General features: G+C 60.8%; 9 protein-coding genes. 7 read left to right on the top strand and 2 right to left on the bottom strand.

Annotation, left to right across the window (positions count from 1 at the left end; genetic code table 11):
- Window positions 1-34 precede the first annotated feature (34 nt).
- Window positions 35-484: a cyclic nucleotide-binding domain-containing protein gene (locus AC0L2R_RS06725; protein ID WP_091594718.1), complete on the top strand. Its 450-nt coding sequence runs from the start codon at window positions 35-37 to the stop codon at window positions 482-484.
- Window positions 485-619: 135 nt separating this feature from the next.
- Window positions 620-1,474 (top strand): MBL fold metallo-hydrolase, encoded by an 855-nt coding sequence (locus AC0L2R_RS06720; RefSeq protein WP_473508189.1) that lies wholly within the window; start codon window positions 620-622, stop codon window positions 1,472-1,474.
- Here AC0L2R_RS06720 and AC0L2R_RS06715 read toward each other — a convergent pair.
- Both AC0L2R_RS06715 and AC0L2R_RS06710 read right to left on the bottom strand, forming a co-directional pair.
- The gene (locus AC0L2R_RS06715) at window positions 1,454-2,239 is read right to left on the bottom strand and encodes a polysaccharide deacetylase family protein (protein ID WP_473490991.1); all 786 of its coding nucleotides are present in this window, start codon (window positions 2,237-2,239) and stop codon (window positions 1,454-1,456) included. The two genes, AC0L2R_RS06720 and AC0L2R_RS06715, sit on opposite strands and share 21 nt — an antisense overlap.
- Window positions 2,236-3,324 (bottom strand): glycosyltransferase family 4 protein, encoded by a 1,089-nt coding sequence (locus tag AC0L2R_RS06710; RefSeq protein ID WP_473508188.1) that lies wholly within the window; start codon window positions 3,322-3,324, stop codon window positions 2,236-2,238. The genes AC0L2R_RS06715 and AC0L2R_RS06710 overlap by 4 nt, the downstream gene beginning before the upstream one ends.
- Window positions 3,325-3,397: 73 nt before the next feature.
- Between AC0L2R_RS06710 and AC0L2R_RS06705 the strand changes: the two genes are divergently transcribed.
- From AC0L2R_RS06705 to AC0L2R_RS06685, 5 genes are all read left to right on the top strand, one after another.
- Window positions 3,398-4,576 (top strand): DUF3095 domain-containing protein, encoded by a 1,179-nt coding sequence (locus tag AC0L2R_RS06705; RefSeq protein ID WP_473508187.1) that lies wholly within the window; start codon window positions 3,398-3,400, stop codon window positions 4,574-4,576.
- A gap of 113 nt (window positions 4,577-4,689) precedes the next feature.
- A complete protein-coding gene (locus AC0L2R_RS06700) occupies window positions 4,690-6,033 on the top strand; it encodes a nucleotide sugar dehydrogenase (protein WP_473508186.1) in 1,344 nt (447 codons plus the stop codon).
- 206 nt (window positions 6,034-6,239) lie between these two features.
- On the top strand, window positions 6,240-7,580 hold the full coding sequence (locus AC0L2R_RS06695; RefSeq protein WP_473508185.1) for an adenylate/guanylate cyclase domain-containing protein: 1,341 nt from the start codon (window positions 6,240-6,242) through the stop codon (window positions 7,578-7,580).
- A 165-nt stretch (window positions 7,581-7,745) separates the two neighbouring features.
- Window positions 7,746-9,641 (top strand): ABC transporter ATP-binding protein, encoded by a 1,896-nt coding sequence (locus AC0L2R_RS06690; RefSeq protein ID WP_473508184.1) that lies wholly within the window; start codon window positions 7,746-7,748, stop codon window positions 9,639-9,641.
- Window positions 9,638-11,536 carry an ABC transporter substrate-binding protein gene (locus AC0L2R_RS06685; RefSeq protein WP_473508183.1) on the top strand — a complete coding sequence of 633 codons (1,899 nt, stop codon included), beginning with the start codon at window positions 9,638-9,640 and terminating at the stop codon, window positions 11,534-11,536. The genes AC0L2R_RS06690 and AC0L2R_RS06685 overlap by 4 nt, the downstream gene beginning before the upstream one ends.
- Window positions 11,537-11,538: the final 2 nt, after the last annotated feature.

Raw genomic sequence — 11,538 nt, 5'->3', positions numbered from 1 at the left:
CTGGCAAACGCGAATTTTGGGAAGGTTTGCGACAATGCTGCTCAAGGATGAAGTTGCAATGCTGCAACGCGTTCCCTTGTTCTCTGCCATCGACCCGACAAAGCTCAAGCTGCTTGCGTTCACATCCGATCGTGTGAGCTACAGCGCCGGCCAGATCCTTTTCCGGCAGGGCGACGAGGGAGACGCCGCCTATGTCATCCTTTCAGGCAGGGCGGATATTCTGGTCGATTCCGACAGCGGACCGATAAAAGTTGCCGAACTGGAGCCAAATTCGATTGTTGGCGAGATCGCCATATTGTGCAACAGCTCTCGCACCGCCACCGTCAGAGCGGCAAGTCCGCTGGAAGTCTTGAGGATCCGCAAGGATCATTTCCTGAGGCTTATGAGGGAGTTCCCGGAAATGACCATCGAGATATTGCGGGTTCTTGCCGATCGCCTAAGCCATACGACCGCGGATCTGATCGATGCACGAAGCACCAAATAACGGATGACGTGCGCTCGATCCTCGCCGTCGCGATGGCACTGGCCTCTTGCTGAGAAGGTTACCCCGGAGAAAACCTGTCTCGCCTAGCAGCAGTTGTTTGGCTACGATGGGCGACGGGGACTGGGAAGGGGTAGCATGGACTACGAAGTTTTCCTGGTCAGGTTTTGGGGCGTGCGCGGCAGCACTCCGGTATCGGGGCCAGAATTCTCTCGCTATGGCGGCAACACGAGCTGCATTGAGATGCGATGCGGCAAGCATACGCTTCTGTTCGACGCGGGCTCTGGCCTACGGCCTGCCGGCGCCGCACTTCGGGCGTCAGGCGTGACCGATTTCGACCTGCTTTTCACCCATTGCCATTACGATCACATCATCGGGCTGCCGTTTTTTGCGCCGATCTATGACCGGAGCGTCAAGCTTACGCTTTGGTCCGGGCATCTTGCAGGACGCATGACGACCCGGCAGATGGTCGATGAGTTCATGCGGCCGCCGTGGTTTCCGGTGAAACTGGAGATCTGCAAGGCAAGCCTCGACTGCCGCGATTTCGTATCCGGAGACGTGCTTCGCCCGCGCGAAGGGGTGGTGGTCCGAACCGGCAGTCTTATCCATCCGGGCGGCTGCATAGGCTACCGGGTCGAATGGGGCGGCCGGGTCGTGGCGGTGATCACAGACACTGAGCACGAGCCGGACAAACTCGATCAGGCGGTGCTCGCCCTGATCGAAGATGCCGACCTCGTCATTTACGATTGCACCTACACCGACCAGGAAATGGAACGCCGCCGCGGTAACGGGCATTCGACCTGGCAACAGGGCGTCAAGCTCTGTGAGGCGGCCGGTGCGCGGCGGCTTGCGCTGTTTCACCACGATCCGACACGCACCGACGAGGAACTGGACAAGATCGAGAAACTGGCCAAAGACAGGTTTGCCGGCGCTTTTGCCGCTCGGGATGGCCAGACGCTCAAATTTCCGGGCTCATTGCACAAAAAGCGCTGAGCTATTTCCTCTACCGGCGCTGCGCCCGATCAATGTCCCGATCGGAAGCCATGCGCAGGCTTCAGTCTGTGCGGTGACTGTGAACAGCCGTTCGAGGAACAGCCAGGCCGATTCATCATGTACGAGATGGTGGGTGAGCAGGCCGACCGGTTCGCCGCCGTCGATTGCACGCTGCAATTGCGCGATAATAGCCTGAACCAATAGGCCATGATCGCGGCAGCCGCGCGTGCCATGCCAATCCATGATGTCGACATTGCTGTTGATGACCGCCAGTGGAGCCGGCTTCGGCGGCCCATAGACCGACAATGCCGCAAATCCTATCGATCCAAGGTTGGGTACCAAGCCGGCGTCGATCCTGTTCCAGGGTGGCACCAGCATCGGAACGGCACGTGCGCCGTGCAGGCCGGTTACGTGCGACAGCCCGCGAGCCAGATCATCGAGCACCGCCTCGCGTGGCCGATGCGCGCCGAGCTCCTGCTTTTTCTGGTCCTCGGGCGCATGATTTCGGTGCGCCCAGCCATGGATGGCGACCGCGGCATGCGGCGCCTCGTCAAGCCGGACGACAAGCTTCTCATCAGTCAGGGCCGGAATGACGGCAAGAGTGACCGGAACCGCGAATTCACCGGTGAGGTCGAGCAGCCGATCGAGCGCAGGCGTCGGATCCACGGCGTCATCGTCACGCAGCCAGAACTCTGCCTTTCGGTCCGCCCGTTGCCGGCACGCCAGTTCTTCCACCAAGGGCTGCCAGATCCGATCGGATGTCATGAGACCGGGATCTTCGCAAGAAGTTCGGCCAGACGCGCCGCCGCAACACCGAGGGAGCGTTCTTCGAGGATGAAACGTCTGGCTTCCGCGGCCATGATGGTTCTTTCGTCGTTGCGGGCGAGAAGCCTTTCAATGGCAGAAGCGAACGCCGCCACATCGCCCGGCGGGGTGAGAAACCCGGTCTGGCCATCCCGCACGACCTCCGGCACGCCGGCGATGTCCTGAGCCACCACCGGAAGGCCGGCGGCCTGTGCTTCAAGATAGGCAACGCCATAGGCCTCGCCGTAACCCGGCCAGACGTAAATTCCCCCACTGTAGAGGACATCCGCCACGGCGGCTGGCTCAATCGCGCCAAGCCATACGATACGGTCGGCGGGCAAGCCGGCGAATTGCGCTTTGACCTCGTCACGGGCAGGCCCATCCCCGACGACCGACATGGTCCAGGGCAGGTGGCCGATCGGACCGAGCGCCTGCGCCAGCATGCGATAGCTTTCGACTTTGTCGCCCGGGCGCATCATGGCGACGGTAACGAGGCGCGTCGGACAACCCCGTGTCGGCATTTCCCGGAATGCCGATGTGTCGATGAAGGGCGAGAGCATACCGAGAGCGGCGTCGGGAATCGCATCTGCCAGTCCCTTACGATCCCTTTGCGTGAAGCAGATGTTCAGCGCTGCCTGTTCGACGGCTCGCGCCACCAACGCCTGCGTGTCGGCCCACAAACCGGCGTTGCGCCGCCTCGAATAGGAGGCTTCTGCTGTCACACAGGGGATAGCAAAGTCTGACGCCAGCTCGGGTCCGATCAGGTCGGGCGCCTTGTAATAGGGATGATAGCTGAACCAGAGATCGGGCTTGCCGTCACGATCCCAAAGCCTTGTCAGCCGCGCGGCTTCCTCTCGGGCCTCGATCTTGAGCGCATCGAAAATTTTCGGAACTGGTTCGCGTAGATAGAAGCGCAATTCGGACGCCAGTTCGACGCTATGCCCTGCATGCTCCAGCGCCTTGACCAGCGTCCGTGCCATCTGGCGGTCGCCGGAGGCAACGGGATGATTGGGCGACTTCAGCGGCGCGTAGAAGGCAATTCGCATCGCCCGACCCTATCATCGGAAAGCCTGCGCAAGTCAATTTCGAAGCATGATCGACTCACTTTCAAGCAGTGGAATGTGGTATCTGATGCTCATGGAAACAGCTGCAGCGTCCGATCCGTTTGTCGCTTCTTTGCCGGTCTTCGCAAGGTTCGAAAGCGTTGCCGATATCGATAACTATCGGCCTCTCCCGGATGGCTGGGCGCTGGCCACCGCCGACATCGTCGGCTCGACCAAGGCGATCGACGCTGGGCGCTATAAAACCGTCAATATGGCCGGCGCCAGCGTCATCTCGGCGCTGCTCAATGCACTGGGTCGGCGAGATCTTCCCTTTGTCTTCGGCGGCGACGGCGCGCTCGTGGCGTTTCCCGGCTCGGCGCTGGAGATCACCCGCAACGCGCTGGCGGCTGTCCAGAGATGGGTGGCGGACGAACTGGACCTGACCTTGCGTGCCGCAATCGTGCCGATAGAGGATATAAGAGCGCAAGGCCTCGACGTTCGCGTGGCGAGGTTCCGGGCCTCCGAAGCGGTCTTCTATGCCATGTTCGCGGGCGGTGGCGGCAGTTGGGCGGAAGCCGAGATGAAAGCGGGGCGCTACCGCATCGATCCTGCGCCAGCCGGCACACGGCCGGATCTTACCGGCCTCTCCTGCCGCTGGAACCCGATCGACGCCCGGCATGGCGAAATCGTCTCGATCATAGCCATCCCGGGGCCGTCGCGCGACTTGCGCGGTTTTCAGTCTTTGGCTTCCGACATCATCGCCCTTGCCGGGGGGCAGGAACGCGATGGCCACCCGTTGCCGGTAAACGGTCCGGCCTACAGTTTTTCGCCCGCCGGCCTCGATATCGAGGCGCGGGCCATGGCGCCGGCAGGATGGCGGTGGCTGTCGAAGCTGTGGATATTGTTCCAGCTGACGCTTACGGCTGTCACCGATAGATATGGCTGGACGATCGGCAGCTTCGATCCGAAGATCTACAAACGCGACGTGGCCAGCAATTCGGATTTCCGGAAGTTCGACGACGGCTTGAAGATGACTATCGACGTCGACGCGGATGTGTTGCAACGGATCGAGACCCGGCTGAAACAGGCGGAAGAGGCGGGCATCTGCAACTATGGCCTGCACCGCCAGAAATCGGCCTTGATGACATGCCTCGTCGCCTCGCCGCTGCAGCGCGATCACGTTCATTTCATCGATGGCGCCGCCGGCGGCTATGCGATGGCCGCCGCAAGCCTGAAGGCGAAGGTGCCGGTCTGACGGCAGCTTGCGGAAATCGATTTTCCGCAATATGCCTCGGGGTTCTTGGGGAACCAGGTGAGCCTTGCCATGGGCGCGCGGACGGCCTGTCCGAATTGACGGAAAGCAGATTTTTGGACGCCTCACGATCGACATATGACCGTCTTCTGAACCTGATTTCGACGCGCACCGCGCAAGTCGGTGTGATCGGGCTGGGCTATGTCGGGTTGCCGCTGGCAGTTGCGATCGCACGCGCCGGCTTCCCGGTTTCCGGCTTCGACATCGAAGCCCAGAAGGTCGAGAGCCTGAACAACGGCCAATCCTACATTGAGGCGGTGACGTCGACGGCCCTTGCCGGCCAGGTGGCAAGCGGACGGTTCCGCGGCACTGCGGATTTTGCCGAACTGGCCGTCTGCGATGTCATCATCATCTGCGTTCCGACACCGCTGACGAAAAACCGTGAGCCGGACCTCTCCTTTGTCAGGAACACGGCAGGCACCGTGGCGAAGCATCTGCGTCTCGGCCAGCTGATCGTGCTGGAATCGACCACCTATCCCGGCACCACCGACGACGTGATCAAGCCGATACTGGAAGAAACCGGCTTGCAGTCGAAGATAGACTTCTTCCTCGGTTTCTCGCCCGAACGCGAGGATCCCGGCAACCGCAGCTTTGAAGTCGCGACAATCCCCAAGGTCGTGGCAGGCGACGGCATTGAAGCGGCGATACTCGTGCAGGCTTTCTACCAGGGCGTGGTCAAGACCATCGTTCCGGTTTCCACCACGGCGACCGCCGAGGCGGTCAAGCTGACAGAAAACATCTTCCGCTCCGTCAACATAGCCCTGGTCAACGAGTTGAAGGTCGTGCTCGGTGCGATGGGCATCGACATCTGGGAGGTGATCGAGGCGGCAAAGAGCAAGCCCTTCGGCTACATGCCTTTCTATCCTGGCCCCGGGCTTGGCGGGCACTGCGTTCCGATCGATCCCTTCTACCTGACGTGGAAGGCGCGCGAATACGAAATGCCGACCCGCTTCATCGAGCTGGCGGCAGAGATCAACACGGCCATGCCGCGTCATGTGGTCGATGAACTGGCGAAGGCGCTGGACCAGCGCTGCGGCAAGGCGCTCAGCCGCTCGCGCATTCTCATCATCGGGCTCGCCTACAAGAAGAATGTGCCCGACATCCGCGAGAGCCCCTCATTGCGGCTCATTGAACTCATCGAGGAATGGGGCGGCAAGGCGGAATTCCACGATCCGCATGTTACCGAGATCCCGGCCACACGGGAGCATATGGCGATCAAGGGGCGGCGCTCGGTCGACTTGACCGAGGCGGAATTGAAGGATTTCGATGCTGTCGTCATTGCAACCGACCACGACGCGATCGACTATCAGGCGATCGCTGATCACGCTCTTCTGATCGTCGACACACGCAATGTTTTTGGCCGCCTCGGGCTAGCCCGAGAGACGGTGGTGAAGGCCTGACGGCGTCTGGGCTGGCGAGTTTTTTTGCCGGATGTCAGGATCGTGATTGAACTCCGCCGGCAGCCTCGCCACATAATGCCCCTTCGCCGGCTTTTGCCCCAAGCCGGCTTCATTGATTTCGGGGGTCTTGTCTCTGGGGTCGTTAGCGGAGCGTGTTATGGCGGATCAAAGGAGAATGGCTCGTCTTCGACGGGTCTCAAGATAGCATGAGCACAGCGCAAGCAGAAATTTCCACCATTCTCATGGATAAGGTTGCCGATTGGCTGACCCAATCGGCGCTGGCGGGCGACGCCCTGGAAACATTGGTAAAGGGCTTTTGTGAACGGCTGGCTGCTGCCGGCCTGCCGCTGAAGCGGGTGCATTTGAGCTTTTCGATGCTTCATCCGCTTTATGACGCGCTTGGCTTCACCTGGCTTCGTGGCCAAGGCATGGAAGTGGAAGGCTTCCGCAAAGAGGACGGCGTTCATTCTGACAGATTCCTGACCAGCCCATACTACCATCTGCTCAGCAACAAGCTCGACCATCTGCGGCGCCGGCTCGACCCGTCGATGCCGTCGGAATTTCCTGTTTTCGATGATCTCAGACTTATGGGCGTGACCGATTACATGGCTTTCGTCCATCCCTTCAACGGCAATACCAGTCAGGGCATGATGGGATCCTGGTCCACCGACAGCGCTGCAGGCTTCAGCGACAACATGATTTCAGCGCTGCTGCGCATCCAGAATCATCTCGCTATCGCAACGAAGATGGCGGTGCTCACCAAGCTGGCCGACAACATGATGACCACTTATCTCGGCGGTGACGCCGGCAGGCGTGTGCTGGACGGCCAGATCAAGCGCGGCGAGGGCGACACAATCCGGGCCGCACTGGTCATGGCCGATATGCGCGGGTCGACAAGGCTTGCCGAAACTTCCGGCCGCGAAATCTACATCGATACGCTGAACCAGTTTTTCGATGCCATTGCTGCACCTTTCAATCGCAGAGGCGGGCAGATCATGAGTTTCCTGGGGGATGGCTTCATTGCCGTCTACCCTTGCGAAAGGCACCGCTCGCAGTCCGAGATCGCCTGCCAGGCTGCTCTTGCAGCAGCGCACAAGGCCACCGCGCGCATGATGGATCTCAATCTGCGCAGAAAGGAGCAGGGATTGGGCGACATAAACTTTGGCATTGGCCTGCATGTCGGCAATGTGATGTTCGGCAATGTCGGGCTTACAGACCGGCTCACATTCTCTGTCTTCGGCTCGGCTGTAAACGAGGTCCAGCGCCTCCAGACCCTGACCAAGAAATATTCGCACAGCGTTCTCGCCAGCAAAGACTTCGCCAGCTATTGCGGCGCCATCAGCTGGCTGACGCTCGGCAACGAGGAACTGGCGGGCATCAAGCAGAAGCTGACGGTGCTTTCACCCGATCTGTCGGGTGCTCTCGCACTCGATGAGGACGGTGCGCTGGAGCCGATTTACGACCGAATATCCGACGCCGAGCAGGTCATGCTGCTTCATCGCGATGCCGCGCGGCTGTCGGCGGCCGACCCGAGGAAGCTCCAGTAACCGCCACGATCTGATCCGAACGCCTTTCGGATGCAATCCGGTCGCCGGTTCCGCCAGGGAACTGGCGACCGATTTCGAATCCAAGTTGCTCTGCGCTGCCAATGCGTTAGTCTCGCTTTCTGGGCCCGCCGCCCGGCGGGCTGCCAGAGTGGGGCTGGTGTGAGAATGAATTCGGGTGTTGATCTGCTGCGGATCGAGGATGTTGGCATCTCTTTTGCCATTATCGGCGGACCGTTGCATGCCGTCAGACGTGCAAATCTTCGCGTCTTGCCCGGCAAGGTCACTGCGCTTGTAGGCGAGTCCGGTTCCGGAAAATCGGTTCTCAGCCAGGCAGTGATGGGCATTTTGCCAAACACAGCCCATGTTCGCGGCCGTATCCTGTTTTCCGATCCTGAAAAGCCCGGCACGACGCAGGATATCCTGCAGATGCCGCGTGACGGACCCGAAATCCGGGCGTTGAGAGGCAGCCGCATCGGCAAGATCTTTCAGGAGCCGATGACATCACTGTCGCCGCTGCACACGGTCGGCAATCAGGTCAGCGAATCCCTGCAGATTCATACGCCCATGGCTCGGGTGGAGCGCAAGGCGCGGGCCGTGGAAATGCTCGACCTTGTCGGCTTTCCCAACCCCAAGCGCGCCTATGACATGTATCCCTTTGAACTTTCGGGAGGATTGCGTCAACGCGCCATGATCGCCATGGCGCTTATCTGCCGGCCCGCCCTGTTGATCGCCGACGAGCCGACAACGGCGTTGGACGTCACCATCCAGGCGCAAATCCTGCAATTGCTGCGCGGGCTTCAGGCCAAGCTGAACATGGCGATGCTGCTGATCACGCACGACCTTGGCGTGGTCGCCAATGTCGCCGACGAGGTGGTGGTCATGTACCATGGCGAGATCATGGAAGCGGGACCTGTCGAGGCGATATTCCGCCGGCCAGGCCACCCTTACCTGAAGGGCCTGATGGCAGCCGTTCCTCATTTCGACCTGAAGCCTGGCGAAAGGCTAAAGGCGCTCCGCGAGGTGCCGGTGAATGTCGGGAACCTGCTCGGCAAGCAGACGGCGCCGGCATCGAAGGGGCCGGACGACATCCTGCTGTCGGTCAGGGATCTGACAAAGACCTTCACCATCCGCAAGTCCGGATGGTTCGGCGGAGATCATCAAACCTCTGTTCGCGCCGTCGACGGTGTGAGCTTCGATATCAGGCGGGGTGAGTGTCTGGGTCTTGTCGGCGAAAGCGGCTCCGGCAAAACCACCGTCAGCAAGATCCTCATGCGGGCTGTCACACCAAGCGGCGGCTCTGTGATCTTCAACGGCAGCGATGGTCCAATCGACGTCCTGGAAGCCGAGGGAGACGCCCTGCGCATGCTGCGCGCGAAAATCCAGATGGTCTTCCAGGACCCGGTTTCGTCGCTTTCACCTCGCATGACGGTGGAGAACATCTTGAGCGAGCCGCTGGAAATCCATCAACGTGGCAATGCCGCGTCCCGACTCGTCACGGTCAAGAGCCTGATGCAGGCAATCGGGCTCGATCCGCGCTTCATAAAGCGTTATCCGCACAGTTTCTCCGGCGGGCAGCGTCAGCGTATCGGCATCGCGCGCGCGTTGGCGCTGGGGCCTGAACTCCTGATCTGCGACGAGCCGGTTTCGGCACTCGATGTCTCTGTCCAGGCGCAGATCCTGAACCTTCTGAAGGACCTGCAGAAGGAACTGGGCCTGACCTACCTGTTCATATCCCACAACCTGGCGGTGGTGGACTACATGGCAGACCGCATCGCGGTGATGTGCGGCGGCCGTATCGTCGAGCTCGCGCCGCGCGAAATTCTGCTTAGGAAACCGGTCCACCCCTACACGCGCTCACTGGTCGCCGCAGTACCTTTCCCCGATCTCGACAGGCCGATGGACTTCAAAACGCTGAAGCTCGACGGCGCTTCCGACACCAGCGCATGGGGACCGCAATTCCGCGACGGGAGCGACAAGGATATGCTGTCGCCGCTCGACCTTGGCGGCGGCCACCTCGTGCTGGCCCGGCGTACGGCCGATGTCAGCGAGTTACGCCATTGATCAGCCGGCGCACCGCCCTTGGACTTATGGCTTCGGCATTTCTGCCGGGCACGTCGCGCGCCGGCGATCTGGAGCCGGAATTTCTTCAGCCGCAGCTGAAGGCCAAGGCGCTGCCGGCACTCGCCGAACGCTTGCCCAAGAGCCCGCGCGCGTTGAACCTCGCCGCGATGGGCCGGCAGCCCGGCCAGTATGGCGGCACGCTGCGCACGATCATCGGCAGCCAGAAAGATATCCGGATGATGACGATCTACGGGTATGCTCGCCTGGTCGGCTATGACGAAAAGCTCAACTTGCAAGCCGACATTCTCGAAAGTTTCGACGTAGCGGATGATCGCGTCTTCACTTTCAAGATTCGGGAAGGCCATAAATGGTCTGACGGTAGCCTGCTGACGCCGGAGGATTTTCGCTATTGCTGGGAAGATGTCTGGCTGAACGATGAGCTTTCGCAAGGCGGGCTTGCCCCTGCCCTGCTGGCGAACGCCAAGCCGCCACGCTTCGAGATCGTCGATCCGTCGACGGTCCGCTATAGTTGGGATGCGCCCAATCCCGACTTCCTGCCCAAGCTTGCTGCTGCTTCGCCGCTATCGCTGGTTCTGCCGGCCACCTATCTCAAGCAGTTCCACAAGAAATACCAGGATCCATTTCGGCTCGCCGGCCTGATGAAGGAGAACCGGGCCAAGAAATGGACGCTCCTGCATATCCGCATGTCGCGGCAGTATCGCCCGGAGAACCCGGAACTGCCGACGCTCGATCCATGGCGGAACCGGACCAAGCCCCCGGCCGAGCAATTCGTCTTCGAGCGCAACCCGTTCTTTCATCGAGTAGACGAGAATGGCCGGCAAATGCCCTATGTTGACCGGATTGTCATGAATGTCAGCTCGCCGGCGATCATTTCCGCCAAGACCGGTGCGGGCGAGAGCGACCTGCAAAGCATGGGAATTGACTTCACCGACTACTCCTTCCTGAAGGATGCGGAGAAGCGCTACCCGGTGAAGATGCATCTCTGGAAACGCACACAGGGTTCGCGGCTGGCGCTGCTGCCCAATCTGAATTGTGCCGACCAGGTGTGGCGTGGCCTTCTTCGTGACGTTCGCGTGCGCCGCGCCCTTTCGCTCGCTGTGGATAGGCGCGAGATCAATTTGGCCGTGTTCTACGGACTGGGGCAGGAAAGTGCCGATACGGTCCTGCCGGAGAGCCCGCTCTACCGGCCGGAATTCGCGAAAGCCTGGGTCGCCCATGATCCCGACCAGGCCAATGCCCTGCTCGACGAGGCCGGGCTTCAGACGCGTGACGATGAAGGCATGCGGATACTTCCCGATGGACGCCCTGCGCAGATCATAGTGGAAACGGCCGGCGAAAGCACGCTGGAAACCGACGCGCTCGAACTCATCACCGATCACTGGCGCAAGATCGGGATCGCCCTGTTCATCCGGACTTCGCAGCGCGATATCTTCCGCAGCCGCGCGCTTGGCGGCCAGATCATGATGTCGATGTGGTCGGGAATCGACAATGGCGTGCCGACCGCCGACATGAACCCGTACCAGTTGGCCCCAACTATGGACGACCAGCTGCAATGGCCGCTCTGGGGTGCTCACCACTTGTCTCATGGCAAGGTCGGTGAGGCGCCCGATCTTCCGCCTGTGGTCGAGCTGATGGCTTTGCTCAAGCGCTGGAAGGCATCGACCGAAGCCACGGAGCGTGCCGAAATCTGGAATTCAATGCTGTCGATCTACACCGATCAGGTGTTTTCGATCGGCACCGTGAACGGAACGCATCAGCCGGTTCTGGTGTCCTCGCGGCTGCGCAATCTGCCTGACAAGGCGCTCTACGGCTACGACCCGACCGCCTATTTCGGCGTCTACATGCCGGATACATTCTGGCTTGGAGAGTCCTGAGC

Source organism: Mesorhizobium sp. WSM4820, assembly GCF_055811075.1.
This window is presented reverse-complemented; position numbering and strand designations above follow the sequence as displayed.

Excerpts from the sequence above, each read along its gene's own strand:
- AC0L2R_RS06725 (WP_091594718.1), top strand. The coding sequence starts at position 35 with ATGCTGCTCAAGGATGAAGTTGCAATGCTGCAACGCGTTCCCTTGTTC.
- AC0L2R_RS06705 (WP_473508187.1), top strand. The coding sequence starts at position 3,398 with ATGTGGTATCTGATGCTCATGGAAACAGCTGCAGCGTCCGATCCGTTT.
- AC0L2R_RS06695 (WP_473508185.1), top strand. The coding sequence starts at position 6,240 with ATGAGCACAGCGCAAGCAGAAATTTCCACCATTCTCATGGATAAGGTT.
- AC0L2R_RS06690 (WP_473508184.1), top strand. The coding sequence starts at position 7,746 with ATGAATTCGGGTGTTGATCTGCTGCGGATCGAGGATGTTGGCATCTCT.
- AC0L2R_RS06720 (WP_473508189.1), top strand. The coding sequence starts at position 620 with ATGGACTACGAAGTTTTCCTGGTCAGGTTTTGGGGCGTGCGCGGCAGC.
- AC0L2R_RS06710 (WP_473508188.1), bottom strand. The coding sequence starts at position 3,324 with ATGCGAATTGCCTTCTACGCGCCGCTGAAGTCGCCCAATCATCCCGTT.
- AC0L2R_RS06715 (WP_473490991.1), bottom strand. The coding sequence starts at position 2,239 with ATGACATCCGATCGGATCTGGCAGCCCTTGGTGGAAGAACTGGCGTGC.